This is a genomic window from Spirulina major PCC 6313 (genome assembly GCF_001890765.1).
Taxonomy (GTDB): Bacteria; Cyanobacteriota; Cyanobacteriia; order Cyanobacteriales; family Spirulinaceae; genus Spirulina; species Spirulina major.
The window spans coordinates 1,503,927-1,530,892 of sequence record NZ_KV878783.1 but is presented as its reverse complement, the minus strand read 5'-3'; the positions used below and the strand labels follow the sequence as shown (position 1 = coordinate 1,530,892).

The following is a 26,966-nucleotide window of genomic DNA, read 5'->3' as shown; positions in this document are numbered from 1 at the left end:
AAAAAGTGCGATCAGGCAAAAGTACCTGATCATTTAACGTCATTTCAGCAACTGAAAAGCGGGATGACCTAATGGTAGTTTCGATCTAAAATCTCCCTGCCTCGTGCATTACCCAATGTTACTAATGGATTTTCTACTGCACCTCCTGTTCCTCGTCCTTGACGAACTTCTAAATGAGTATGTTGGCCAGCCGAAAATCCTGTATCACCTTCAATACCAAGAACTTCTCCAGGATTAATATCCTGACCCACTTGAACATCTACATTCGCAAAATGCCAATATATAAATGTGCGATCTAAGTCTTGGTTGTAGATCACAACTTCGTTATTGTCATTCCATATTTGATATTCACGCATTTGAGTAGCAGGATTAATTCCCGATCCGTACTCAGGATCTGTTAGTTGCCAGCGAACATCAGTAAATACCCTTCCACCATTACGCATACGAAGAACTTCACCTCCAACTAAAGCTCGGACTTGATACGGAGCCACTGTATCCGTAGTATCTATTCCGTTATGGTCAGGATCCAAACCACGAGTCCAAGTACCTTCACTATGCCCATATAATCGTTGGATATATTGCTGATTGGTGAAAGGAGTAGATAACCAATCCAACGATGCAGTTAATGTCCCTGGATCTGTATGTGTTCCTGACTCAAACAAAGGATCATCATCGGAAGAGTAAACAACTAAATTCCCATCACCCTGAATCGCAAAGTACGCACCAGGATTATCATTCGTATCCGTTGCCCAAAGTGCTTCGCTGCCCTCATAAAGGACAACATTTCCATCTGCCTGAACCACAAACCTGTCTGCACCTGTGTCATGTGTCCCTGTTGCCCAGATAGCTTGACCCTCAGGATTCCGCATCACCAAATTGCCGTCATTCTGGAAAGCGAATTTATACCCTGTAGATGTTGTCCAGTCTTGACCACGGTTAAATGTGAGATTCTCGGTTGTTGGTTTGATCTCAAATGTGTATTTACCCACATTTTCAAGTTCAATCGGACGGTTCGGTGATGGTAACAGCCCATCAATTAAGGAGCGACCCGTACCGTACTGATACCAATAAGACAAACCAAAGGGGCCAGCGATCAAGTGACCATTATTGTAATAATGTGTCACCACACCCAGCAGACTCGTTACCGTATTGACATGACTCCCCGCATTGGCTGGAACCTTACCCGTCCCTGGCGCTGGTGCAACAGGAGTTTGAGGTTCTTCTGGCTCCTCCGGTTCTTCGGGTTCAGGAGTCTCTGGTTCTTCTGGCTCCGGTTGCTCAGGATATGGAAGCGTAAATGTTCCATCATCATGATCTCCAACAGATTCACCATAGAAGTTCATAGCTACCTGGTAGTCAATATCATCGCTATCTTTTTTCTCGACTTCCAGATAATATTCGCCAGGCCAGAGATCCGCTGCGCCATACCAAGCCACAGCATTATGCGGACTGCCAGAGACAACCTTGTCGCCATACTTATCTCGCAGCGTAATTCGTGCGCCATATTGATCTAGTGAGAATTGGAAATTGGGTGTAAAGGAGTTGACAGTGAACCAGAGTTTATCAACGGTGTTGTAATCCCGTAGCCAACCTTTATAAAACCTTCGTCCTGAGCCGTGAGCGTCATAATTTTGAACGGCTCGTTCACCGGGCGTAAACTGACCTGCACCTGCCCAACTATCCGGTGCAACGATCGCCGCAGGAGTATAAACCTCACCTTGGGTTTCTCGTGCCACCTGGATCGCTGCTGCTAAATTGAGCAACCCCGCACCCGTCTCAGCATCCCAACCCGGCGTAGCCAGATCCGTTGCCGTCTCTTTGAGAATGGCGATCACCTGGCGATAACTTAACTCTGGATTCGCCGCCCAGACCCGCGACACTGCACCCGTCACCTGAGCCGTTGCCACCGACGTTCCCGCCATCGTGCCGATACCATCATCCACCAGCGATGTGATCGGATTTTCCTCAGTGCCGCCCTCCGCCAAGAGGTCTAAGCCATTGCCGTAACTGGAATAGTCAGCGCGTTCCGTACCATCGGCTGCACCCACCGTGATGATGTTGTCAAACTCCTGGGAAGCCTGACCCAACACCGACATCACACCGCCATCATTCCCCGCCGAGACCACCAGCAACACGCCATTTTGCCGCGCATATTCGATCGCCTGTCGTTCTTGGGGGGTAAATTCATAGCGCGTTGTCACCTCACCATTCGCGTCAACTTGAGTGAGATCCAAACTCAGGTTAACCACGGCATTGGGTTGACCCGAATCAGCGGCTGCATCAACAAACTCCTTGAGAGAATTTTCCCATTCACCCGACCCGATCGCACGACCAAACCAAAGCGGTGCATCATCATTAATCCCATCAATGCCGAGACCATTATCTTGAGTCGCGCCAATGATCCCTGCGATATGTGTCCCGTGCTCATTTCCTTGAGCATCATCCAGCAAAGGATTGGTATCACCATCGACAAAATCGCTGCCCAACTGGATGTTGTCATAATCAAGATCGGGATTATCGGCGGCAAAACCCGTGTCAATAATCCCCACAAAAGTCTGGCGGCCCCGGTTTTCTAGCTCCAGTTTTTCCATGACCTCGGTGGTGTAGGCCAGGATCTCAATCCCCACATCATCGGTGCGCCAGTCTTGACCTTCAGCGACCACTTCATCCATCAGAGCCGCTTCACCGGTTGCGCCTTGGATTTGGAAGACGATGTCGTTGTAGTCACGATCGCTGCTATCCACACTCAAATCTTCAAAGGCGAAGGTATTGCCATCACCCGTAACATCGGCGACTTGGCCAAACTGGAGACCGTCATCGGGGTTAGCGGTGGACATCGAGAAGCGGACGCTCCAGGTTTTACCCTCGGCCACTTCTTCCATGGAGTGATTCGCCGCCAGCATGATGCCGAATTGATCCCCAGCTCGCATCTTCACGGCACTGCCTTCTTGATAGTCGCCGGAATTAAAATTGCCCTCACCCATGTGACCGCTAAAGCGTGCGCCTTCGGTGGCATCGGAAATCACCACATGGCCCAATTCGGAGCCACTGAGGGCACGATTGGCGGCTTCTTTGATAAAGTCTTGGCTGCCGATTTCAAATTCGTCCATCCCCTCAAGGCTGAAAATCCCGACTTCACCGTTGCTGTAGAAGCCGCCATCGTAGAGGAAATCAATCGTGATATCACCGGAGTCGCCAACGGTGAAGACCCCTGAGGTGTAGTCATCGACGAGATCCACTGTGCCTTCAAAGCTATCAAGCCCTCCGCCATCAAAGTCACTGAGATCAACATCACCATCATCGCCGCCGGGAATGACTCCCATGGGTGTCCAGATGGGCTCAAGAATCAAGGACTGACGATGGCGACGGGCCGATTTGCGTTTGCCGAACATGGCTGATGCTCCTTACCTACAATGTTTTGGATGGGTGATGAATGAACCGGGACGATGAAAAGTTCTGCTTTATTCTGTCTCTAGGAGTTTGGTGATTTTTTATGCAAAATCTCTCAAAAAGTTTTCGGATGATCTGATGATTTCCTGAATGCTTATAGGTTAACGGTATCAATGGAATTCATTGTTGGCGGTAAATCTTCAATGAAGAGTGATTGGGTTTTATGAAGTAGAGATAAAGGGTGGCAGGGAAGCTCATTTTGAGGGGTGCGATCGCGCAATCCCTTGCCAGTGGGCGAACTGCGATCGCAAAAATAGTCAATCTATGGGTATGACTTCCCAAAAGATCAGTGAAATTACGGAACCCAGATGCTCAATCACCCTGTGTTTCAGACTGTGAATGGGATCTCATTAGAGACTGAATAATCACGTTGGATATCAGTAATATTACGCAAGAAAAATAGTAATTTAAAACCTATTCTCCGAAGCCATAACGAGTCCAATTGAGATGTTTGCGGACTTCGAGAGTGATTTTTTCATAGAGCGGGATTTTCTTCCCTACAATCTGGGCGTTGATTTTTTGATTGGGTAATAGGAGATATTCAGGATTATTAATAGTGGTGCGGGCAGTGAGGAGTTTCTGGCCGGTGTCGTCAGTTTTAACTTCGGGATCAATGTCTTGAATAATGGCAGTGCGGACAGGATAACCCGGTTCGTGAAAGCGAATCTTGACGATCGCACCTTTGGCTACATTGGTCTTATCCACCTGGGGCACATCGATCGCCACATCAAGACTGTCAATATTGGCAATTTCGAGAATCGATTCGTTCTCCTGCATTTTGCGTCCGAGCTTTTCCTGAAGATCGGTTGAGAGCACCCTGCCGCCTTCTGTGGTGATGAGGGTTTGGCTGGTGTCGCGGCGTTCTTGGAGGGTTTGGAGTTTTTGTTTGGAGGTGTTAACGAGGGTTTGGAGGTGGGTAAGTTCGCTTTGGGCGGCGAAGAGTTCGCGCTGGGCGGTGATGATGCTGGCGTTGTTTTGCTGCCAGCGATCGCTACTTGCCCCTAATTCCTCTTGCCAATCCTGCTGCAAGGTCGCGACCTCAGCATTTTTCCCACTGATTTGTTGCTGAATGCTGCTGATTTCGCTAATTTTGCGGTCTTTGGTACTGAGTACCGTACTCAATTCGCTCCGTTTGCGCCCAACTTCCTGCTCACTCAACACACCCCGCCCACCGGGTTTCGCCCAGATCGCACGGTAGCGTTTCAAATCCGCCCGCACGATTGCTTCTTGATCTTCGAGGTGGGCGATTTCGGTGCGGAGGGCTTGGATATTTTGCAACATCACCACCTGTTGCTGGCGGATTTGTTGGATGGCGGGGGGTTCGCTGGTGAGCCGTTGATTAATCCGTCCGGCTTGATTTTGGATCGCTTGGCTGGCCATTTGGGTTTCCATCATCCGGCTGTGGAGGACGGGGAGACGTTGCTGAAGTTGGTCGAGTTGGCGTTCTTGTTCTTGGAGTTGTTGTTGAGTGGTGAGGATTTCGTCTTCGAGTTCGAGGGTGCTGACGCGGGCGATTTTTTGATTGGGTTGGATCAGGTCTCCCGTTTCCACAAAAAACTCGACGACGGTGCCGGGGACTTGCATAAACAGGCGGTTAGTGATGGGGGGTTCGAGGACGCCTGCTGTGATGACATCGTTGGGAACTGGGATGAAGCCAGCGGCAGCGAGGGCGGTGAGCACGCCTGCGATCGCAATCCAACGCGGCACGGCAAAAATGGGTTCAGAGAGGGAACTTGGAGGCTCTGGGAGCAGTTTTTGGGGTGACGGTGCGGGTTTAGGTGCGGCCTTGGGTGCGGCTTTTGCCTTCGGGGGATTGACTTTGAGGGGGGAAGATTCTGGGGTAGAAGATTGAGACATAAGACCTTGTGATGAATCAATGGTAGATCAGCAGTAGATCGGCAGGTTGGACATCCCCCACCCAAGATAGGTTGCAAGCAATATTGAAATTTAATCGCTGGGCCAATAGTAGTAAACGAGCCAGAGGACGATGAGGGCTAACACCGTCATCGGAGCATTCAACAATGTCCAGTCCACCAAGCGCCAGAATAAAAATCCAAACACGAACCAGATATAGACCAGACTAAACGGCGCATAGAACGCCAGAAAGGGGATATCTTCTGGGTCTTCTGGGGTGGGCTGCCCGGTGAGCCAGCATTTGTACAGGAGGAAGGCACGACTGCGGAGATTGTTGATCCCGGTGATGGCGACGGCGAGATAGTAGCCGTCGAAGCGGGCCAGGGGGTTAAGGTTCAAGATAACGGTGAGGAGTCCGGCCATCATCGCCATGATGCTGGCGGTACTTAGCCAACTTTCGCGGGCGGCAAATGTCCACACCCAAAAGGCGATCGCTGCGATCGCAATCTGCACAATCAACCCCGCCGCCACCACCCAAACCCGATGGGTGCGCTTCAGACAATAGGAATCGGACGTATCGGTATAGGCCGCCGGAAAAAGGCACATCCAGAGCACCCCCATTTCCGGCACGATGCCATGATAATGTTTCAGGGTCAAGGCGTGGCCCAGTTCGTGGCAGACCACAACGAGGATCGTCACGCCAATAAACGGCAGCCACAAACTCGACCCATAAACCGCCATCAGTTGCTGGGCTTGATAGGCGATCGCCCCCCCGTGATACAGCCCCACCACCACACTCACCGTCAAAAACACCACCAGCCCCCAGGCAAACGGCCGCGTCCACACCCACACCAACCCCGGCGCAACCCCTTGCAGCCAGCGATCGGGATTAATCAACGGCATTTTAAAAAACAACAATTGCAGCGGGTTAAACTTGCCCCGTGGTGGTTTGCGGGGTTCCGTCCCCGCAAGCATCCCCGTGGCTGCCATTTGTTGATAAAACCCTTGAAACTCCGATTTTGAGATCCCCGCTTGTAGCAGCAATTGCGCCAACGGTTGCCGTCCTAGACCCTCCATCACCTGTTTATGGGCCTCGCTGGCCTGCATATAGGTTTTGTGGGTAGGATTGCGTAAAATCCAATACCCATCAGGGTTATAACGCCATTCCACGCCTGGATTGAGGGGGGATTGTCCCGCTGGACGAGGGGGGGCATCTGAGGAACCGTCAGGGGTGTTCAGGCTTAACACACCATGGTCAATCAGTTTTTGGAGCAAGCGGGGGATGAAGTCCGGATCGGATGATTGCGTTGCCCAGCGTTGGGCGATCGCTCCCAGGGTTGTAGTGCCGTTAAACTCTTGCAACACCTGACACTCAGCCGCCGAGAGACTAATGCGGACATCCCCCCCCATCAAAACATAGTCCTGGGTCTCTTGGCGTTGGCCCAGTTGCCAATGTTGACCCAGTCGAGGGGTCGGCCAATCCAGCCAATTGTCAAACGCAGCAAAGCTCATGACCTTGGTACCAATACACGTTGCAAAAAAGGATTTCCCTATACTTTACTTATCAGGGTATCCGAGCAATTTTTATGCACGATGCATTGAATCGGTTGATCTCCAAAACCCGCAACATTGGTTAATCTTGATGGCTCAAAGATCGGTAAACCATTGCACCACAAGGATGCTCGAAAAACTGTGACCGGTTATAAAATTTCGCGGCCGGTGAGGAGTTTGCGGACTTCGAGCATGGCGGAATAGGTGGGGACGATGTGGAGGGTTTCGTGGGCGGGGGTGCGGGCGATCGCAGTCTTGAGGGCGGATTGCAGATTGTCGTCGGGGATCAGTTCGCAGGGGTTGGCTTGGCCGGGGGCGTTGGCTTGGCTGTATTGAATACGGAGGGCCATGTCATAGGTGCGATCGCCGCTGACGATGATTATGCCCCCCGATGCGGTGAGGGGTTCGGTGTCCACATCCCAGATCCAAGAGACATCGGTGCCATCGGGGGTGCGATCGTTCAAAATCAGGAAGGTGACGGAGGATTTGCCAGCGAGTTTTAACTCATTGACGGCGCGGATGGATTCGTTTAAACCGACGGGATTTTTAGACAACAAAATGCGAATATGTTTGCCCTCGTAGGTGAGTTCTTCGGCGCGGCCAAAGGCGGCTTTAAAGGTTTGAATGGTTTGGGTGATGGCGTTGCGATCGATGCCCATGGTTTGGGCGAGGAGGGCGGCGGCGAGGGTGTTGTATTTGTTGTAAATACCGATTAAGATTTGTCCCCATTCTGGGCTATTGATGGCGAGAGGGTGTTTTTTGAAATCACAACTGGGGCAGGCATAATCGCCGAGGTGAGAGAGATAAACCCCTTGGTAATCCAGGGATGCACCACATTGGGGGCAGTAGATCGAATCGACAGCGTGGGGAATTTCGCTGAGGTAGCGATCGGGTTCATTGAGGCCGAAATAGCGGACGGTTTGGGTGAGGTTTTGGCCGAGGAAGTTGAGGGTGGGATCGTCGGCGTTGAGGATGATGGTGGTATCGGCGGGGAGGGGCGCGATCGCACTTTGCCAGCGGCGGCTAATCGTATCCACTTCGCCGTAGCGATCCAGTTGATCACGGAATAAATTCAACGCCAAAATATAGCGGGGGCGGCAGTCTTTGAGCACCAGGGGCAGGATGTTTTCATCCACTTCGAGAATGGCATAATCCCGATCCAAGGTGCCGAAGGCATCGGTATCGGCGAGGAGGGCGGTGATCAAGCCGTTAATCAGGTTGGCTCCGGTGGCGTTGTGGGTGACGCGCTTGCCTTGCTGTTCGAGGATGGTGCGCAGCAGGAGGGAGGTGGTGGTTTTGCCGTTGGTGCCGACGATTAACACCACACCGGATTTGACCTGCTCAAACAGTAAAGGGAGTAAGCGGGGATGGAGACGACGGGCAATGGAACCGGGAAGCACGCTGGCGGCTCCGAGCTTGAGTCCTTTCACAATCGCCGTGATTGCTTTTGCTGTGGCAACCGCTGCCCCCAATCGCACTCGATCCAGTAAATTCATCGCGCCCTCACTTGTCCATCCTGAAAGTCCAAACTTTACTATAGAAGGAAGCGGAAACCAGCGAATAGGAAACCGCGAGAGGAGCGATCGCGTCTGTCATAACAATAGATGGTGAGGAGTGGTGACGATGATGATGTTGAACCAATTACGAGATCCGAAACGGTGGGTACGCCCGATGCTGCTGTTATCGGTGGGATTACATGGGGCACTCCTCTGGCTGCCCATGCCGGCCTCGCCCTCCTTAACCGAGGCAGAGCCGGAAATTGCCCCCGAAGATACGATCAAAATCACCCAATTACCGGGCTTAGGCGAGTTACCCCCCGCACCACCCGAATCAGGGATCACACCCATGCCCCTGGGGACAAAACCAGCGGGTGATCCGGTGCGTCCGTCCCGATCATCCCGTGCGCAGCCCCTCAACCGGGCGGATGAGCTTGTGGTGGATGAACGCGCCCTGGATAAACGTCCCCGACCCCAAGCCTCCCCCACGCCAGCCACACCCACCCCATCCTCGGAATCGACCCCCAAAACCGAACCCACCCCCAACACCAGCCCAGAACCGGGCGCACCGACCCATGAACGCGGCGGCGGAAAAAGTGCAGGGGAGGATGGCCCCGCTACGACGACACCAGGGGGCGGTGGTAGCGGTGGGGATGGGGGTCAAGCGGTTGATCCCTTTGTGAATTTTCCGGTTTACGGTAAAGCCTTGGCCGGTTCGGTGAATCTCTTGCCGCCCCAGTACGATCGCGCCGCCATGAATACCCGCGATTCCCTCGCGAAGGTGGGCGAGTTTTATCAGGCAGAAGTGCCGCAGCGGGAATTTAACCCCTTAGAAGTGGTGAGCGATGATCCGGCGTTTCGGGTTTATAAAGTGTCAACGGCGAATGTTACCCCCCGCTACCTGCACCTGATTTCCATTGATCAGCAGACGATCATCATGCTGCTGTCCCAAGCCTTGCAGCCCACTGAAATCGCACAACTCAAGAACATTGAAAACCTTACCGCCGAAGAACGCCAATTCGAGCAACTCTTCGCCCAACTCTACACCGAAAAATCAATGTCTGATTTTGCCCTGACCGATCCGATCACTAACCCGCCCAAGGAACTTGAAAAAAATCCTGACAAATTACTCGCCAGGGGCAAAGTGAGCCAACCTTTCCCCAACTCAGAGCTAGAGCAACAGGTCAAAACCCGACTCGAACAGTTGAACGGTCAATTAGTTCCCCTTGGTGCGCAAACCTATCTTGTCCAGTTGCCCAATAATATGGTGCGGACGATTCACTTTGTCTCGCTGGATGGGGGGCAATCGACGGGGGTGGTGACGACGGCTCCCTAGGGGGATCGTTTTGGGGTGAATGGATGGATATTGGGGCAATGGGGAGGCTGGTTCTCCCGTTGTACCGCGTCTTTGATGGCATAATGGGGAGTGATGTTTTAAAACGAACGCACTTTTAAATTGCTATGGATATCATGACGCTGGGTTGGGTTGGAGTTTTATCTCTCTTTACATGGTCGATCGCGATGGTTGTCTGGGCGCGTAACGGATTCTAGATCATGAATGCTGAACTGTTTCACAACATTTCCATTCTCGACGTGCTGTTCTTGGCGGCGATCGCTTTATTGATTGCCATCAGTGGCGGGGTGATTTACCTTTCTACGATTGAATGGCGCGATCGCCGTCGCCAAGGTCGCGATAAAAAAATGCAATAGTGGCGCAAGCATTGCTTGTAGCGATCTCCAGATTCCGATCATCGGGATGGGGGTCGCTTTGTCGTTTGCCTGACCCACCACCATCCCACCCCATCAGCGCAAAAAATCAATCATCCCAAGGCGATCGCCACTCATCCCCCTCCCCATGGCCATTGGTTTCAATTTCCCCCGCATCCGGGTTTGGTGATATCACCGGGGATTCAGCCGGTTTGGGGGGAATGGTCGCAGCGTAGGGGTCTGGGCGTTTACCCTCTGGGGGTGGCGTGGCGTGGGTTGATTCAGTGGGTTGCTCTGGCTCTGGTGCTGGGGATTCTGGCTCTGGTTGCGTCGGGCTTGGTTCCGGTGCAGCCGTTGCGGTGTCGTCGGCCTGGGCGGGGGGAGAGGCTTGGGGTTCTGGATCAAGGGAGGGGGTGGGTTCGGCCTCCGGGACAAGCTCAACGGCCTCAAGGGTAGGCTCAACGGCCTCAGGACTAGGATGATCCGAGGCTTGGGCCACTAATGCCGACGAGCTTACGTCCGGCTTGGGCGGGGCAGGGTCGGACTCGGCAGCGTCGGGACTGGGGGATGGCTCATCACTGGCGGGGGGCTGCGGTTCGTCCGGTTGTGGCTCAGTGCGGACGCGGCGGATCGGGAGGTTTGCCACCAGGGAGGTTGTCCGTGAATCACTAGAGAGGGAGAATTCCGACTCGTCTGAATCAATGTCCACGTAGCGGGCGAGGACGGTGAGGATTTCTTGGCGCATGGCTTCGAGGGTTTCCGGACTCAGGCCAGCGCGATCATGAGCGATCACAAGTTGGAGCCGCTGTTTCGCTGTACTGCGGCTATCGGTGGCTGTTCGGTGGAACAGTTGCCCCCATAGTCCATTAATCGCATCCCAAAATGGCTTCACCATGAACACAATTCGCTCTTAGTTAACGTTAACTTGACCCTCGGAAAAAGCGACGAATTCGATTAAACAGATTGTTATGGGCGGCCATGAGGTCCAGGAATGGAACCTCTTCCCCATCCAGACGGCGGGCAATGTTGTTAAAGGCGATCGCCGGTAAGGATCGGTCTTGATTGAGGGCGATCGGTTCGCCGCGATTACTCGCCGTAATAATTCGCTCATCATCGGGAATGATCCCCAACAGCGGCACGGCTAAAATTTCTAAAACATCTTCAACGCTCATCATGTCTTGCATTTCCACCATGGAGGGGCGAATGCGGTTGACAATTAACCGAATGGCGCGAATATCGTTGGCTTCGAGGAGGCCGATGACGCGATCGGCATCGCGGACGGCGGTGACTTCGGGGGTGGTGACGATGATCGCTTCATTGGCCGCCGAAATGGCATTACGAAAGCCCAGTTCAATCCCCGCCGGACAGTCCACCACAATATAATCAAAGGCTTTTTGTAGCGCCATCACCAGTTTTTTCATCTGTTCGGGGGTGACGGATTCTTTATTGCGGTTTTGGGCAGCGGGGAGCAGGGCAAGACTGGGTTGGCGTTTATCTTTGACGAGGGCTTGTTCGAGGCGACATTCACCGGCGATCGCTTCTACAGCCGTATAGACGACACGATTTTCTAACCCCAAGAGTAAATCTAGATTCCGTAAGCCAAAATCCGCATCCACCAGCACCACTTTATGGCCCCGCTTCGCTAAGGCAGTGCCTAGATTGGCGGTTGTTGTTGTTTTGCCTACACCCCCCTTCCCAGAGGTCACAACGATAATTCGAGTCATAAAAGTTTTAACCGGTGAGCCAGTCAGCGTTTAAAGTTTCCATCATATCCGGGATTGATCCGTACTGTGTCCGTATCGCGATCGCACCCCCCCCTATCATCATCCTCAGGGTGATTCTATCCAACTTTCGGCCGGACGCGAAAAGGAATGGGTTTTAAAAAAGCCATGGGCTGGGGCCAGACGAATACCGGTGGCGGTCATGTAGGCAATTTCGGGATAAAGCTGATCGACGGGGGTTTCGGGGGGACGAGCGATCGCCTCCGCAATCCGAAGCTGCATCGCCTCCATTTTGAGGGCAAAAATCTGACAGGCGCGGTTTCCCTCTGCCCCCGCATGGGCAATGCCCCGCAGGCGACCCACCACCACAATATCCCCCGCTGCAATAATCTCACTGCCCGGATTCGTATCCCCAAACACCACAATCGTCCCCGGATGGGTCACCTCTACCCCCGATCGCACCGTGGATTTAAGGTAAAGCGGTTCAGCCCAAGCCTGGGCAGTGGGGGCGGGTTTTGCCAAATGCGGGCCCGTTTGCTCGACGGAATAGCCGGCTCCAGCAGCGGTGACGGCGGTTTGGCGGCGACTGGTGGCGACCCGTTGTAGATCCAGATCGACGCTGGCTAGGGCTTCGGCGATCGCCTGCAATTGCCGCCCATCAAGTAAATGTTTCCCCGCGACGAGATGGGCGATCGCGCCCCCCTGCCAAAAGCGTTCCCCCGTAGCAAGGCGTTGCTTTAGCCGCTCCCACATTTCCAGCCAAGACGTGGGGGTTTTATCCATGTCCGGCAACAACACCCGCACCACCCCCTCCTGACCCGTCAACCGCACCTGAGCCGAGACATTTTTTAAGCCCGTGGCGGGGGGTGGCTCTGGTGGGGCCTCACTCAATGTCGTCTCGCCGTTCGCCGTGGGCTGCTCCGGGGGGTTCCCGGTGGATTTTCCTTTACCCTTGGCGACATGGGGCGGAATCGCTAACCCTTGGGTTAGGTCATCCGGCGGCGCGGTCGGCACGGGTGGAGAGTCCTCCGGTGCGGGGGATGCACCGTCAGTGTCGTCGGGGCGAGTGAGTTCAGGGTCAGACATCTATAGCCGCAAATCAACATAATCAATGCTCGCAATCCTACCGCACCCTGGCAACCAAAATGGCCGGTGACTCATGGGACAGACGGGCCAGAAAACCCATCCCCCTCGATCGTCTGCACCCATCGTCGAGGGATAACAGCCCGGCACAAAGAGCATTGGTGCATCCTCTGCGCTCAAAATTATATCGAGTATCATTGAGGAAAAATTGTTGCAACCTGCCAATTTTCAATATGGAATTTTCTTTTCCTGCTGCCGGTTTCCAGAACATCTCTGCGTTCCATCCGTTGCGGCTTTTGATCGAGCATGCCCCTGCTGCGATCGCCCTCTTTGACACCGATGTGCGCTACATCATCACCAGTCGCCGCTGGCTAGAAGACTATGGACTCGGCGATCGCAACATTATCGGTCAATGCCATTACGATATTTTTCCCGAAATTAGCGAAGAGTGGAAAGCAATTCATCAACAGTGTTTACAAGGAGCGATCGAACGTCGGGAAGAAGAAGCGTTTCCCCGTGCTGATGGGGGCATTGATTGGCTCAAGTGGGAAGTGCGTCCTTGGCACAGGGAATCGGGCGACGTGGGAGGTTTGATTATGTTTACAGAGGTAATCACGCGCCAGAAAGCAGCAGAACTGGCTCTCGCCAAAGCAAACCAGGAGCTAGCAGCCGTCAATCAAGGTTTAGAGCGTGAACTTGCCCAACGCAGTTCTGAACTGAAAAGCTTCTTTAACCTCACTGAGGATATGTTAGGGATTGCGGGATTTGACGGCTACTTCAAACGAGTTAACCCCGCCTTTGAGCGAAAATTAGGCTACACCCAAGCCGAATTCTTTGCCCAGCCGTTTATTTCCTTTGTTCACCCTGATGATCAAGCCTCAACCCTTGCGGTTGCCAGTCAAATTGCGGAGGGGGGAAGCATTGCAGCCTTTGAAAATCGCTATCGTTGTCAAGATGGCTCCTACCGTTGGCTCGCGTGGACATCCGCCCCGGATCTAGACAATCCAGTCCTCTATGCCACGGCTCGCGATATCACCGTGCAAAAAAACGCTGAGGCGGCCCTCCGAAAACAAGCCAAACTGCTCGATCAAGTCAAAGGTGCGATTATTTCCCTAGACAATGAGGGCATCATGACCACCTGGAGTAAGGGGGCAGAAGACCTGTATGGCTATACCGCTCAAGAAGCGATCGGTCAGCACGTCAGCATCTTATACCCTGAACGTCTGCAAGACTACCTTCGCGCTAGCATTATTGAGCCATTAAAAATAAAGGGACACCATGAAATAGAAACCCAAGTTATTAATAAATGGGGTCAAGAAATTGATGTTTTGATCGCGCTCTCCTTGGAAAAAGACATAGATGGTAATGTCATTGGCCGCATTGGATATGGCATCGATATTACGGAGCGGAAGCAAGCAGAAGCGCAAATCAAAGCATACAGTGCCACATTAGAGCAAACCTTAGAAGAACTGAAGCAAACTCAGTTACAGATGATTCAATCGGAGAAGATGTCGAGTTTGGGTCAGTTGGTGGCGGGGATTGCCCATGAGATTAATAATCCGGTGAACTTTATTTTTGGCAATCTGACCCATGCCAAGGGGTACACGGATGATTTACTAGCAATCATTCGACTCTATCAGGACACATTTCCAGAACCCGGAGCGGCGATCGAAGAAGCCGTTGAGGATCTTGATCTTGAGTTTTTAATCGAAGACTTGCCCAAACTCCTCACCTCAATGAAAATAGGGGCCGATCGCATCCGTGCCATTGTGCTGTCGTTGCGTAATTTTTCGCGCATGGATGAAATGGACCTCAAAGATGCGGATATCCATGAGGGGATTGATAGCACGATTATGATTCTGCATCATCGGCTCAAGAAATACAGCGATCGCCCCGCAATCACCATCAACCGAGACTATGGCAACCTGCCTCGCATCGAATGCTTCCCTGGTCAATTAAACCAGGTGTTTATGAATATTCTGACGAATGGGATTGATGCCCTTGATGATGCCCTCCAGGTGCAGGCCCTTGCACAGCCGACCATCACGATCAAAACCTATCTCGAAGCTGAAAATACAGCGGTGATCACCATTGCGGATAATGGCCTGGGGATTCCAGAGCAGGTGCGCGATCGCATTTTTGACCCGTTCTTTACGACGAAGGAGGTGGGCAAAGGTACGGGTATGGGTCTGTCGATCAGCTATCAAGTGGTGGCTGAAAAGCACGGGGGGACGCTAACCTGTCACTCGGCTCCTGGACAAGGCACCGAGTTTGTGATTAAGATTCCGCTGCGCCAACGTGAACCCAAAGAGAATTAACCCGATCGACCGTATCTCTCTTCTGAAAGAGGGGAAGTTCTGCATTTTGATAGAGGTTTGCTGGGGTGCGATCGCACTACCTTGATAAGTGAAGACATCAATACCGTTTATTTATGACCCTTTCAAGCCTCAACCATCTCGAAGCCGTTGTGCATACCCCCATCGGTTTAACCTTGACCCTTGGGATTGGATTTATCCTCGCCATTACCCTCGGATCAATTGCCTGGTATAACTCCAAACGTCCCCTCGGCTGGAAGGATAAAGAACGCCCTGATCTGATCCCCAAAGTAGAATCCGATGCCTAACGAGTAAGACACCAATGGTGTGATCGATCTCTTCATTGCAATCATGCCTACCCAGTCTTAATTCTGTTGTCACAATGAGGTGTAATCCATGAATTACCCAACCCAAAATAACCAAAATCAAAGCACCGAAAATACTCAACCCGCAGGTGCTCAATACGACCGGAAGATTGTCTCGGCTGAGACAGCGGCTCGGATTGAACGAGAGGGCGAAAACTATCAAGAATTGCCTGAATCTCAAGACGGTTCGATTGACACCACCGCAGGGTATACCTCGGATCGCGAAGGTCTTTTAAATAACTTTGCTGTGGAACCGGAAATGTATGTTAATGAGCGGGGCGATCGCCGCGAACAACTCCGAGACGAGGAAATTGCCAAGGCGCAAAAACGCAAAGAGATTAATACGCCGGGTGGCCGGGGCCCGGGTGTGATCTAACCGGAACTCTACCCCTCCCTAGGGGGGATAATTATTGCATCTCGTTTGAATCTCTGCCGATGTTAGTCGGGGGAGATTTTGAGATCTTGGGGGGTGTTGCAGTTGTGAAAACTGGCGCGATCGCCCTTCGCAATGGGCAAGGGCTGGACGGGAATGTGAGCGAGCAACCCCTGAAGCGATCGCCCCCCTTGGGCAAGATAGGCCTGTAGGGTTGGGCCAATCGTGCCGCGATAGAAACCACAGAGGGGTTCCCAGCTTGCGGTGTCTTTATGGTGAGGAATCGCGGCGAGGATGTCAGGCGGTAGGGGGGGGAGTTGATCCGCCCAGGTTTGTAAGCGGGTGGGGTTTAGGCAGGGGAGATCGCAGGCGGTGACGAGGAGCCAAGGCGGTGGCGGTGTGAGTTGAGCGATCGCATCCCCCAAGGCAACGGCGGGCCCTTGGCCCGGTTGGGGTTCCGGTAAAAAGATACAGGTTGAAGGCAAGAGGTCAGAATACCGCTCCGGCCAAGGGGTGAGGCAGTAGACCGGGGCAGCGAGGGGGGAGATGCGATCGTACACCTGCCGCAGGAGGGGAACGCCGCGCCACCGTTGCCGGGCTTTGTCGGTTCCCATCCGTGTGCTTTGACCCCCGGCTAAAATCAAGGCGGCGAGGTGGGGGGAGAGCTGCATTAATCCATCCGTGAGGCGAACCAGAACGCCAAAATCACCGTGCAGAGGAAAAGAACGGTACAGATTAGATCCACCCAGGTATGCCACGTTTCAGAATGAATCAGAGTCATGGAATAAGGGATAACGTTGCGTTTATTTTAGCGGTATTGAAACTGTTAAGGCGAAGATTCTAGGGTCGCAAAGGTGGTCGCTAACACCTGGCGTACTTTCTCATCCAGGATGTTCCATTCCACTTCTCCCGCTGCATCCAAAAGTTGTAGGTCAAGGTCTACTTCTGGGTCTGCATCGATGCTGTGGGGCGCGGGATAGTTCAAACAACACACTTGAAAACACAAGTCCCACAGATTCAAAACATGGGTGCGATCGCCCTGCTGAAGTCGCAATTGAAACCCCGGTAACGGTTCTTCAACGTCTTCGTATTCCCCCTCCCAGGGTGATTCGTCCACCCGTTGGCGGAGTTGATCCACAACGCGAATCAGGGTGGGTTGCATCAGGGTTTGGGCTTGCTCCCACGCTTGGCGGGTTTTGAATTTAGGTTTCATGGGTGAGTTAGGGCGGGGTCTGATGAATCCAGCGCCAGAGGGGGTGCTGTTGGCCTTGGCGCTCAATGGCGGCCAGTTTTTTGGAAAGGCGTTGACGTTCGCGCTGGGGTAAACCAAAGAGAATATTGCGACTTTGCCAAACGAGAACACTGGCGGTGATGGCGACACAAAAACTGAGGGCGATCGCACTCCAAGGATGAAAGATCAAGCCATAGCGCAGCCCCGCCCAGGTGAAATAATCCTGCAACAGGGACAACTGTTCCCGCATTCCCCACAGGGCCAGGGGTGCGAGCACCACCCACGACACCACCACCACCCCCCAACGCCCATATACCGTGAGGCGATGGAGACGCTGGAGGCGGTCTTCTTGGTCAGGGGACAGGGCCATGGGAGTCACGCTTCATCGGAGAGTTGTGCGGCAATCGGATCATCGTCGGCGGGGATTTCCTGGCGCTCACGCCACCAAGCGAGGAGGGTGCTGGCAATGAAGATGCTGGAATAGGCCCCGGCGAGGAAACCGATAATCAACGCGAGGGCGAAATATTGCAAGGTCTGACCGCCGAAGAGGAAAATCGCCACGAGGGGCAGAATGGTGGTCAAGCTGGTGTTAATCGAACGGGTGAGGGTTTGATTAACGGCGGTGTCTACAATCTCGTCGATGGAGGTTCCAGGTTCACTGGCTTCATCGATTTCTCGGATGCGATCGTAGATCACCACAGTATCGTTCACGGAAAACCCGATGATCGTCAGCAGAGCCACCAAAAACAAGCTGTCAATTTCGTTGCCGGTGGTGAATCCCAAAAATGCAAACGCGCCTGCTGTAATGAAAACATCGTGAAACAGGGCCACGATCGCAAACACAGCATAGTCAAACCGGAACCGAAAACTCAGGTAAACCACAATGCCAAAAAAGGACGCTAACAACGCCCGCACCCCAGCGGTGAGTAGTTCTTCGCCCACCGTTGGCCCAACGGTGTCCACTTGAATAGTTTGCAGATCGAACGCCCCGATCGCCTCAGTAAGCTCGTCGATTACGGTGGTGCGATCGTCCACGTCCAGGGTATTACTCCGGATCGAGAGGGTGTAGTCTTCCACCACTTGGATGGCACTGTTTTCCAGACCGAGGGGGGCGATCGCATCTCGCACTGTGGACACATCAATCGGGTCTGCACAGGTTTCAGTCGCCACACATTCCAGGGTCAGTTGAATCCGAGTTCCCCCCACAAAATCCAAGCCGGGACGAATGGGAGAACCAAACTGTTGGAACGAGATCGCCATGGCCACCACACTGAGGGCGATCGCCCCCAAGGAAATCCCCCACCAGAGTCGCCGCTGCTTAATAATATTCAGTCGCATTGCTTTTTCTACAGAACCCAATAATCAATTCCTAGCCCCCCATCCCGGTGATCAATTGGCGGGATTCGTGGGCAAATTGGGGCAAAAGAGTTCCGGTTGTTGTCGCACCCCCGGCACCCCCAGCACCACCAACAACAGCAGCGTGCGGCTACAGGTCAACGCCGTAAACATACTCACCCCCACCCCGATCGCCAAGGTGAGCGCGAACCCCTTCACCAACCCCGACCCCAACCAAAACAACGCCCCACAAGCAATCAAGGTCGTCACATTACTATCCAGGATGCTCGAAAAGGCGCGATAAAATCCCGACTCCACCGACCGATAGAGCGTTTTGCCCGATCGCAGTTCTTCCCGCGTCCGCTCAAAAATCAAGACATTGGCATCCACCGCCATCCCGATACTGAGGATAAACCCGGCGATCCCCGGCAGCGTCAGGGTAACGCCAATCAAGGAGTAGCACGCCAGGGTCAAAATCGTATAAATCACCAGAGATACATCCGCCAACGCCCCCGGCAAGCGGTAATACACCACCATAAAAATCAACACCAACACCAGCCCGGAAATCCCCGCAATCAAGCTGCGGTTCACACTGTCGCGTCCCAAGGTTGCGCCGATGGTGCGATTTTCCACCAGTTCAATGGGGAAGGGGAGGGCACCGCCGCGCAGTTGGATGGCGAGATTGGTGGCACTTTCGAGGTCAAAACTACCACTAATTGAGGCGCGTCCCCCAGTGATCCCGGTTTCGGCGTATTGGGCATCCACACGGGGCGAACTGATCAAGACATTATCGAGAAAGATGCCTAAGCCGCGCCCGGTGCCAGCGACGGCTTTCGTCAGGTCGGCGAACATTTGGCCACCGCGCTCGTTGAAGGTGATTTCCACTTGCCATTGATCGCCCCCGGTATTGAGGGGAGCGGCGACGGCATTGGTGAGATATTCTCCGGTGAAGTCGCTGTCTTCAAAGAGGTTCGCGATCGCAGCATTGGCCTGGGCCAAGTCTTCCCGCGCTTGGGCGATGTCTGTGGGGGTGGCCTCCGGATCGCTGCTCACGGTGTCGAGAGTTCCTTGGGCGATGGCTTGGAGTTGGGATTCCACCTGCACTTGCCCTTCGGTGCCGGGTTTTTGGGCCCGGAACTCCAGTTGCGCTGTCTCACCTAACACCTGTTCGGCCTGCTCAGTGCTGCTCACCCCTGGCAACTGCACGACAATTTTGTCGGGTTCCACCGTTTGGATCAATGGCTCGGAGACCCCCAACCCGTTGACCCGGTTTTCGATCACCGTTTTGGCATCGGTGAGGTTTTCCGAGGTGATGGTGGTAATGGCTTCGGTGGGCTGCACTTGGAGCGTCAGACGAGCGCCGCCTTTGAGGTCTAGCCCTTGGTTAATTGGGAGGATGACCAAGAGAGCGATCGCGGCCAACACAAGGCCCATAATCGTGGCAAAGGTGAGACTTTGTTTCTGCATCAGAGACTAAACCTGCAATGTCATCAGACTTTTCACCGCTTCGACAATTTGCGGCGGTTGAATAATCGTAAGGTGTTCGAGCATGCCGTTGTAGGGCGTGGGAATGTCTTGGGAGGACAACCGCATCACCGGGGCATCGAGTTCATCAAAAAGCTGTTCGTTGATCAGCGCACTGAGTTCAGCGGCAATCCCGCCGGTTTTCATGCATTCTTCAACGATGATCACCTTATGGGTTTTGCGCACGGATTCGGCGATCGCTTCCATGTCAAAGGGTTTCAAAGAAATCAAATCAATGATCTCCGGGTCATAACCTAACCCTTCTTTTTCGATCAACTTCATCGCCTGGGTACAGTGATGACGCATCCGCGAATAGGTAAGAATCGTCACATCGCTGCCCGGCCGCACTAATTCCGCCTTATCCAGCGCACAGATGTATTCATGATCCGGTAACTGCTCCTTGAGGTTGTATAGCAGCACATGCTCAAAAAACAGCACCGGGTTTTCGTCCCGAATCGCCGCCTTCAGTAACCCCTTGGCATTATACGGAGTGGAGCAGGCCACAATTTTCAGCCCCGGCACGGCATGGAAATAGGCTTCGAGGCGTTGGGAATGTTCCGCGCCCAACTGTCGCCCCACCCCACCGGGCCCCCGGATCACCACCGGAATTTTAAAGTTACCGCCGGAGGTGTAGCGCAGCATCCCGGCGTTGTTGGCGATTTGGTTGAAGGCGAGCAGGAGGAACCCCATGTTCATCCCTTCAATAATCGGGCGGAGGCCGGTCATCGCCGCACCCACCGCCATTCCACTAAAGCTATTTTCTGCGATCGGGGTATCGAGCACCCGGAGTTCGCCATACTTTTCATAAAGACCTTTCGTGACTTTATACGACCCACCGTACTGTCCCACGTCCTCACCGAGTACGAACACGGTTTCATCCCGTGCCATTTCTTCGTCGGTTGCTTCCCGTAACGCATTAAAAAACAGTGTTTCGGCCATGCCCTAACCCTTAACCTAGACAGCAAATGCAATCCTATCATTTTATTGGGCGTGGGAACGGCAATCCAAGACCTGTAGCCTGGGCTACAAAAATCTGGGTGGCTTTCCCTAAAGCTAAAAAGGCATTGGGTTTTTGACCCTCCCCACCGTTTTGTGACTATGGACCAGTACGATCCCCAAGCTGATGCCTTTTACGATGAACTTTTTGAAGCATCCGGCACGCCCCGACCATCGGCGGCTCCCCTCATCGATTGGATGCGCAAACTCAGTCCCCAAGAACTCGAACAACATCAAAAAACGGCTCAAATTGCCCTGTTTAAGCTGGGGGTCACGTTCAATGTTTACAGCGATAATCAGGGCGTGGAGCGGGTGTTTCCCTTTGATATTATTCCCCGGATTATTGCGGCTCAAGATTGGCAATGGCTGGCCCAGGGTTTGCAACAACGCATCCGGGCGTTGAATCTGTTTTTGGCGGATATTTACGGGGAGCAACACATTCTGAAAGATGGCACTGTCCCCCGTGAAATTGTGGAATCGGCTCCTGGTTTTCTCAAGCCCTGTGTGGGGTTGAAGCCGCCCCAGGATATTTGGTGTCATATTACGGGGACGGATTTGGTGCGCGATCGCGACGGCCAATGGTACGTCCTGGAAGATAATTTGCGCGTCCCCTCCGGGGTGTCCTACGTGCTGGAAAATCGGCGGGTGATGAAAAGCACCTTCCCGAATATTTTTCAAACCATGGCGATCCAACCCGTGGATGATTACCCCAGCCATCTGTTAGAAACGCTGCTGAATCTCGCGCCGCCGCAATTGCAAACCCCCACCGTTGTGGTGCTGACACCGGGAATCTATAACTCGGCCTATTATGAGCATTCCTTCCTCGCCCAGCAGATGGGGGTGGAGTTGGTGGAAGGGCGAGATCTCGTCGTCGTCGATGGGTATTTACAGATGCGCACCACGAAAGGACTGCGCCGCATTGATGTGATTTATCGTCGTTTGGATGATGAATTCCTCGATCCTCAGGCGTTCCGCGCTGATTCGATGCTGGGTGTGCCGGGGTTGATGGAGGTGTACCGCGAGGGGCGGGTGGCCTTGGCCAATGCGCCGGGGACAGGGGTGGCGGATGATAAGGTGGTCTATGCCTATGTGCCAGAGATGATCCGCTATTATCTCGATGAGGAGCCGCTGCTGTCCAATGTGCCCACGTATTTATGCTGGCGGGAGAGCGATCGCGCCTATGTCCTCGATCATTTAGCAGAATTGGTGGTGAAGGCGGCCAACGAGGCCGGCGGCTACGGGATGCTCGTGGGGATACAATCCACCGCCGAAGAGCGGGCGGAATTCGCCGAAAAAATCAAAGCTAATCCCCGCAACTACATCGCCCAGCCCACCCTCTGCCTCTCCCGTGTCCCAACGTTGATCGAAAACAGCATCGAAGGCCGCCATGTGGATCTGCGTCCCTATATTCTCCATCGCGGCGAGGATATCCATGTGCATCCTGGCGGTCTGACTCGCGTCGCCCTCAAAAAAGGCTCGTTGGTGGTGAACTCTTCCCAAGGGGGCGGCAGTAAAGATACCTGGGTGCTGACGACATAACCGCGCTGGATCGAGCAGGACAAAGCGAGATCACATCCAGCGTGATCTCGCTTTGCTGTGGGGGGATGGGGGGCGATCGCACTCCATCCCCATGCCCTCAAGATCCTTCAGTCCGACGCATCTTGATTTCATCCCCGCTAAAATAGGCCGTCGAAGCCGTGAAGCCTCAAGCCTTGCCCCTCTTTAGACCCAACCATGATCAAATCTTATTTCCCGTGGCTATGCGGGAGTCTCCTCACCATTACATTTGCCCTCCCGACCGCTGCCCTTGACGAATCGACGGGCGATCGCGGTATTGATGTCCGTCGTCTCCATGAATCTCCCTACAACCTGATCGGGCGCAAAATTGGCATTGGCCAAGTGGAAATTGGCCGACCAATTCAGTTTGGTCGTGATAAACGAGCGTCCGAACTGCGTTTCCTAGATGTGGCAGGGGTGTTTTACCGGGATACCGTTGCGGCGGCCAATGCCCATGTGGATGCCCATGCCACCATGGTCGCCACGGTGATGGTGAGCCAGGATAAACGCCTGCGAGGGGTGGCCCCAGGGGCGCAACTCTATGCGTCTGCGGTGGGGTCATCCGCTCGCGATGGTCAGGCGCGACAATGCCTCGCGGCGCAACATGTGGCCCAGCAGAATAACGATGATGTGCGGGCGATTAACTTCAGCTTTGGCGAACCCCTCGATCGCGACCCCCGCGAGAATCCCGTGCTCGATGGCCAAGCCTTGCTGACCCGCTGTATTGATTGGTCGGCACGAGTCCATAACGCACTTTATGTGGTGGCAGGCAATCAGGGATCGGGGGGAATTGCGATCCCGACGGATAATTTTAATGGGGTGACGGTGGCATCTTCGGGACAATTTGACGGGCTATTTCGGAAACTGGATTTTTCTAACTTGAGTGCATTACCGGAAGGGATTGGGCGCACCTTGATCCGGCGGGAAATTAATGCAGATTTGCGCCGCTCGATTAGCTTGGTGGCTCCCGGTAGTCGGATTGCGATGTATGACGAGGCGGGGGATGTGAGTCCGGTGTCGGGGACGAGTTTTGCGGCTCCCCATGTGGTGGGGACGGTGGCGGTGTTGCAGGAGTATGGCGATCGCGAACTCAATGCCGGGCGGTTTAGTCTGGATGTGCGTCGCAGTGAAGTGATGAAAGCCGTGTTACTCAACGCCGCCGATAAAGTCCAAGATCCAGGGGATGGGTCGTACTTAGGCCAAACGCGCACGGTCTTGGGCAAAAATCATCAAAGCTGGTTTGGGGGTGATGCGGCCAATGATCCCGCTGTGCCCTTGGATATTCAACTGGGGGCGGGTCAACTCAATGCCTTTCGCGCCTATCAACAACTCAGCGGCGGCCAGTGGCAACCGGGGCCAGTGCCGGCGCGGGGCTGGAACTATGGTCAAGTGAAGGCGAATAACCCTCAGGATTATCTGCTGACCGAGACCCTTCCCGCTGGGAAATACGCGGCAGTTACCCTCACTTGGAATCGCCATGTGGAGCTTAACGACAGTAATGGCAATGAGGTGTTTGATCGTGGTGAATCGTTTAGCGATCGCGGCTTAAATAATCTCGATCTCTATTTATTACCCGCCGACAGCGACGACTTAGCCGATAGTGTTTGCTCGTCGGTGAGTGCCATTGACAGCGTTGAACACCTCTTCTGTGCCATCCCCCGCAGCGGTCAGTATAAAATTCGGGTCGTCCATCGCACCACCGTCAACACCCCAATCCAGCCCTACGGCATTGCTTGGTGGACGGCAAACGCAGCGTTAAGCCCATAGGCAATCTGGTCTTGTTCCTCGGCGGTGAGTTCCGGAAACATCGGCAGCGAAAGCACTTCCATCGCAGCCCGTTCAGCCTGGGGCAGATCACCGGGCTGATAGCCCAAGGATTCATACACGGGCTGCAAATGGAGGGGACGGGGATAGTAGACCATCGAGCTGATGCCGTGCTCCTGGAGGGCGGCGCGGACGCGATCGCGCTCGGTTCCCGTACCATCGACACTCTTAATCCGCACCGTGTATTGATTCCACACCGTTTGCCCCCCGGCCGGGATCGTCGGACAGACCAGATCGGGCAAGGTGGGCAGGATTTCCGCGTAGCGTTGCGCGACGCGATCGCGCCCCTGATTCCACTGATCCAAATACCGCAGCTTAATCGTCAAGATCGCCGCCTGAAGCGCATCAAGGCGACTATTCACCCCCGTTTTGGTGTGGATGTAGCGTTCGGATTGGCCATGTTCGCGCAGTTGTAAAAACAGTTGCGATAGTTCCGGATCATTGGTGGCGATCGCCCCCCCATCGCCACAGGCCCCTAGATTCTTCGTCGGAAAAAAACTAAAACAGCCCACATGGCCGATGCTGCCCACCTTTTGCCCCTGCCATTGGGCCCCCGTGGCTTGGGCACAGTCTTCAATCACCGGGATGCCGTGGGTTTGTGCGATCGCCATCACCGCCGTCATATCCACCGGGCAGCCAAATAAATGCACCGGCATAATCGCTTTCGTGCGTGGGGTAATCGCGGCGGCGATGTTGTCCGGGTCGAGGTTAAACGAATCGGGCTGAATATCCACAAACACCGGCGTGGCCCCGACGACGGAAATCACTTCCGCCGTGGCAATGAACGTAAAGGGCGTGGTAATCACTTCATCCCCAGGGCCGATGTTGAGGGCGCGGAGGGCAAGATAGAGGGCATCGGTGCCGGAGTTGCAGCCCACCGCCTGCTGGGTTCCGATATAGTGGGCAAAGGCAGTTTCAAAGGCAGCGACAGTGGCCCCGCCAATATAGCGACCGGAACGCAGGACTTCCATCACGGCTTGACCGACTTCAGCGTCTAAGGTTTGGTATTGCCGGGTTAGGTCTAACGGGGGAATTGTATTCACGCGCTTAATGCTATCAAAATTTTTAACTGATCTAATCAGATTATTCTAATTTTGTCATGGAGATGATGCACGCATGACACCGGTAATTCCCCTCGACTTCCTCGATTTGGCCTTGGCCTTGGCCTTGATGGGGGGGGCGATCGCTCTCTCCCTCTGGCAACGGTTGGACTTAAGCCAAAATCTCCTCATGGCCACCGGGCGGGCCATTTTGCAACTGATGGCAGCCGGGGCAATCTTAGATCTCGTCTTCGCCCTCAATCAACCCTGGAGTGTGGTGGCGATCGCCCTCGCCATGCTCACCATTGCCGCCATCACCGCCCATAACCAAATTGACACCCCCGGCTTCAACCTTCTGCCCACCCTCTGGCTCAGTCTCTTCGCCAGTACCGCCCTCACCCTCAGCTACGCCCTGATCGTGATTATCCAACCCCCCACCTGGTACAGCCCGCAATATTTTATTCCCTTGGCGGGGATGGTCTTGGGCAATGCCATGAACGCCGCCACGATCGCCGGGGAACGCCTCCTCACCACGGTGCGCCGGAACCCCGTGGAAATCCTCACCCACCTCAGCCTAGGGGCGACTCCCCAGCAAGCGATCGCCACCTATCGCCGCGATGCGATCCGCGCCAGTCTCCTCCCCTTGATCAACCGCATGACCGTCGTTGGTCTTGTCACCCTGCCGGGGATGTTCACCGGCCAAGTCCTCGGCGGCTCCCCACCCCTCGAAGCCGCTTCCTATCAACTCCTCATCCTGTTCATGGTGGCCTGCGCCGAAGCTATGGCTGCGATCGCCATCACCCTCGGCATGAGTCGCCACCTCTTCAATGCCCAATCCCAACTCATCCGCCTCGATCCCCATTAATCCCCACCCCATGTCCATCTCAGAAGATATCGAGTCATCGGCCCTATGGATGGAGAATTATCAACACAAACCTGATCAAGTCTTAAGGTTTTACCAGATTAGTACCCCAGTTGGAACTTTAGTTTTTAAAATAGTTCATAGGAGGTGTAAGACTTTCTCGCACTACCATTCATTTCAACTGTGACAATTGGCGATTATGGTTCGTATATTGACGACTTTCCCTTGGGTTTCAATGCGCAACCTTGCGCTTATCAGCCTCTTAGCAACGGCTAGCACGGTGATGGGCATCACACCGAACATTACCGCACGTCCATCCCACATTTTGACCACGGCAGCCTATGCCCAAAATCCCCCCAACTCCGATGAGGTCGCCAAATATGCCAAGGCAGTCCTGGCCATGGAACCCCATCGACGCGCCGCTGCCCAGGAAATTCGCAATGCAGGCGGCAATCCGAATATCGTTTGCTCATCGGTTTTCAGTGGCTTACCGGGCGGCAACATTGCCCAAGAATATTGCAGCCGCGCTGCTCGCATTGTGGAAAGCTATGGCCTAACCAACCGGCGATTTAACGAGATCACGCGCTTGGCGCAAGGCAATGCCCAAGTGCGCGGCCAAATTCGCTCTCAAATGGAGCAGTTGTGCCGTCAACCGGAATTTAGTGATGCTTGCCGCCGTTAA

The 26,966-nt window shown here is 54.0% G+C and carries 24 protein-coding genes and 1 pseudogene; 10 read left to right on the top strand and 15 right to left on the bottom strand.

Annotated elements, in window-relative coordinates; genetic code table 11:
• Positions 1 to 68 precede the first annotated feature (68 nt).
• From SPI6313_RS06580 to SPI6313_RS06565, 4 genes are all read right to left on the bottom strand, one after another.
• On the bottom strand, positions 69 to 3,392 hold the full coding sequence (locus SPI6313_RS06580; RefSeq protein ID WP_072620283.1) for a S8 family serine peptidase: 3,324 nt from the start codon (positions 3,390 to 3,392) through the stop codon (positions 69 to 71).
• A gap of 472 nt (positions 3,393 to 3,864) precedes the next feature.
• A complete protein-coding gene (locus SPI6313_RS06575; protein WP_072620282.1) occupies positions 3,865 to 5,307 on the bottom strand; it encodes an efflux RND transporter periplasmic adaptor subunit in 1,443 nt (480 codons plus the stop codon).
• A 90-nt stretch (positions 5,308 to 5,397) separates the two neighbouring features.
• Positions 5,398 to 6,816: a hypothetical protein gene (locus SPI6313_RS06570; RefSeq protein WP_072620281.1), complete on the bottom strand. Its 1,419-nt coding sequence runs from the start codon at positions 6,814 to 6,816 to the stop codon at positions 5,398 to 5,400.
• 188 nt (positions 6,817 to 7,004) lie between these two features.
• Positions 7,005 to 8,351 (bottom strand): Mur ligase family protein, encoded by a 1,347-nt coding sequence (locus SPI6313_RS06565; protein WP_072620280.1) that lies wholly within the window; start codon positions 8,349 to 8,351, stop codon positions 7,005 to 7,007.
• 127 nt (positions 8,352 to 8,478) lie between these two features.
• Between SPI6313_RS06565 and SPI6313_RS06560 the strand changes: the two genes are divergently transcribed.
• From SPI6313_RS06560 to SPI6313_RS23390, 3 genes are all read left to right on the top strand, one after another.
• A complete protein-coding gene (locus SPI6313_RS06560) occupies positions 8,479 to 9,687 on the top strand; it encodes a hypothetical protein (RefSeq protein WP_072620279.1) in 1,209 nt (402 codons plus the stop codon).
• 125 nt (positions 9,688 to 9,812) lie between these two features.
• Positions 9,813 to 9,902: a cytochrome b6-f complex subunit PetN gene (gene petN / locus SPI6313_RS24705; RefSeq protein WP_072620278.1), complete on the top strand. Its 90-nt coding sequence runs from the start codon at positions 9,813 to 9,815 to the stop codon at positions 9,900 to 9,902.
• Positions 9,903 to 9,905: 3 nt separating this feature from the next.
• Positions 9,906 to 10,061 (top strand): hypothetical protein, encoded by a 156-nt coding sequence (locus SPI6313_RS23390; protein ID WP_175551083.1) that lies wholly within the window; start codon positions 9,906 to 9,908, stop codon positions 10,059 to 10,061.
• A gap of 562 nt (positions 10,062 to 10,623) precedes the next feature.
• On the opposite strand, the pseudogene minE reads toward SPI6313_RS23390, so the two are convergent.
• The 3 genes and pseudogenes from minE to minC form a co-directional block, all read right to left on the bottom strand.
• A pseudogene (gene minE / locus SPI6313_RS25025) lies at positions 10,624 to 10,953 on the bottom strand (cell division topological specificity factor MinE); the annotation flags it as partial.
• A 25-nt stretch (positions 10,954 to 10,978) separates the two neighbouring features.
• Positions 10,979 to 11,782 (bottom strand): septum site-determining protein MinD, encoded by an 804-nt coding sequence (minD, locus tag SPI6313_RS06545; protein ID WP_072620276.1) that lies wholly within the window; start codon positions 11,780 to 11,782, stop codon positions 10,979 to 10,981.
• 105 nt (positions 11,783 to 11,887) lie between these two features.
• Positions 11,888 to 12,865: a septum site-determining protein MinC gene (gene minC, locus SPI6313_RS06540; RefSeq protein WP_084668924.1), complete on the bottom strand. Its 978-nt coding sequence runs from the start codon at positions 12,863 to 12,865 to the stop codon at positions 11,888 to 11,890.
• Between the two features lie 230 nt (positions 12,866 to 13,095).
• Here minC and SPI6313_RS06535 point away from each other — a divergent pair, with 230 nt between their 5' ends.
• The 3 genes from SPI6313_RS06535 to SPI6313_RS06525 all read left to right on the top strand — a co-directional run bounded on the left by SPI6313_RS06535 (position 13,096) and on the right by SPI6313_RS06525 (position 15,918).
• On the top strand, positions 13,096 to 15,180 hold the full coding sequence (locus tag SPI6313_RS06535) for a PAS domain S-box protein (protein ID WP_072620275.1): 2,085 nt from the start codon (positions 13,096 to 13,098) through the stop codon (positions 15,178 to 15,180).
• Positions 15,181 to 15,293: 113 nt separating this feature from the next.
• Positions 15,294 to 15,485, top strand: coding sequence for a photosystem II assembly protein Psb35 (gene psb35 / locus SPI6313_RS06530; protein WP_072620274.1), 192 nt, complete (start codon positions 15,294 to 15,296; stop codon positions 15,483 to 15,485).
• 88 nt (positions 15,486 to 15,573) lie between these two features.
• Positions 15,574 to 15,918 carry a hypothetical protein gene (locus SPI6313_RS06525; protein WP_072620273.1) on the top strand — a complete coding sequence of 115 codons (345 nt, stop codon included), beginning with the start codon at positions 15,574 to 15,576 and terminating at the stop codon, positions 15,916 to 15,918.
• A gap of 62 nt (positions 15,919 to 15,980) precedes the next feature.
• Here SPI6313_RS06525 and SPI6313_RS06520 read toward each other — a convergent pair whose 3' ends face one another.
• From SPI6313_RS06520 to SPI6313_RS06495, 7 genes are read right to left on the bottom strand one after another with little or no spacing between them, the layout of a single operon-like run.
• The gene (locus tag SPI6313_RS06520) at positions 15,981 to 16,586 is read right to left on the bottom strand and encodes a molybdenum cofactor guanylyltransferase (protein ID WP_072620272.1); all 606 of its coding nucleotides are present in this window, start codon (positions 16,584 to 16,586) and stop codon (positions 15,981 to 15,983) included.
• Positions 16,586 to 16,696 (bottom strand): delta-aminolevulinic acid dehydratase, encoded by a 111-nt coding sequence (locus tag SPI6313_RS25020; protein ID WP_139276568.1) that lies wholly within the window; start codon positions 16,694 to 16,696, stop codon positions 16,586 to 16,588. Before SPI6313_RS25020 ends, SPI6313_RS06520 begins: the two co-directional genes overlap by 1 nt.
• 45 nt (positions 16,697 to 16,741) lie before the next feature.
• The gene (locus SPI6313_RS06515; RefSeq protein WP_072620271.1) at positions 16,742 to 17,128 is read right to left on the bottom strand and encodes a hypothetical protein; all 387 of its coding nucleotides are present in this window, start codon (positions 17,126 to 17,128) and stop codon (positions 16,742 to 16,744) included.
• A 7-nt stretch (positions 17,129 to 17,135) separates the two neighbouring features.
• Positions 17,136 to 17,516 carry a hypothetical protein gene (locus tag SPI6313_RS06510; RefSeq protein ID WP_072620270.1) on the bottom strand — a complete coding sequence of 127 codons (381 nt, stop codon included), beginning with the start codon at positions 17,514 to 17,516 and terminating at the stop codon, positions 17,136 to 17,138.
• 5 nt (positions 17,517 to 17,521) lie between these two features.
• Positions 17,522 to 18,484 (bottom strand): protein translocase subunit SecF, encoded by a 963-nt coding sequence (gene secF / locus SPI6313_RS06505; RefSeq protein WP_072620269.1) that lies wholly within the window; start codon positions 18,482 to 18,484, stop codon positions 17,522 to 17,524.
• A gap of 51 nt (positions 18,485 to 18,535) precedes the next feature.
• Positions 18,536 to 19,948, bottom strand: a complete 1,413-nt coding sequence (secD, locus tag SPI6313_RS06500) for a protein translocase subunit SecD (protein WP_072620268.1) — start codon at positions 19,946 to 19,948, stop codon at positions 18,536 to 18,538.
• Positions 19,949 to 19,954: 6 nt separating this feature from the next.
• Positions 19,955 to 20,944 carry an alpha-ketoacid dehydrogenase subunit beta gene (locus SPI6313_RS06495; RefSeq protein WP_072620267.1) on the bottom strand — a complete coding sequence of 330 codons (990 nt, stop codon included), beginning with the start codon at positions 20,942 to 20,944 and terminating at the stop codon, positions 19,955 to 19,957.
• 159 nt (positions 20,945 to 21,103) lie between these two features.
• On the opposite strand from SPI6313_RS06495, the gene SPI6313_RS06490 reads away from it, so the two are divergent.
• Positions 21,104 to 22,540, top strand: a complete 1,437-nt coding sequence (locus SPI6313_RS06490) for a circularly permuted type 2 ATP-grasp protein (RefSeq protein ID WP_072620266.1) — start codon at positions 21,104 to 21,106, stop codon at positions 22,538 to 22,540.
• 195 nt (positions 22,541 to 22,735) lie between these two features.
• On the top strand, positions 22,736 to 24,325 hold the full coding sequence (locus tag SPI6313_RS06485) for a S8 family serine peptidase (RefSeq protein ID WP_072620265.1): 1,590 nt from the start codon (positions 22,736 to 22,738) through the stop codon (positions 24,323 to 24,325).
• On the opposite strand, the gene SPI6313_RS06480 is transcribed toward SPI6313_RS06485, so the two are convergent.
• Complete coding sequence (locus SPI6313_RS06480; RefSeq protein ID WP_175551082.1) at positions 24,280 to 25,425, bottom strand: DegT/DnrJ/EryC1/StrS family aminotransferase; 1,146 nt, start codon at positions 25,423 to 25,425, stop codon at positions 24,280 to 24,282. The genes SPI6313_RS06485 and SPI6313_RS06480 overlap by 46 nt on opposite strands.
• A 73-nt stretch (positions 25,426 to 25,498) precedes the next feature.
• On the opposite strand from SPI6313_RS06480, the gene SPI6313_RS06475 reads away from it, so the two are divergent.
• Both SPI6313_RS06475 and SPI6313_RS06470 read left to right on the top strand, forming a co-directional pair.
• Entirely contained in the window at positions 25,499 to 26,287 is a 789-nt protein-coding gene (locus SPI6313_RS06475) for an ABC transporter permease (protein ID WP_072620263.1), read from the top strand.
• Positions 26,288 to 26,519: 232 nt separating this feature from the next.
• Positions 26,520 to 26,966 carry a DUF4168 domain-containing protein gene (locus SPI6313_RS06470; protein WP_175551081.1) on the top strand — a complete coding sequence of 149 codons (447 nt, stop codon included), beginning with the start codon at positions 26,520 to 26,522 and terminating at the stop codon, positions 26,964 to 26,966.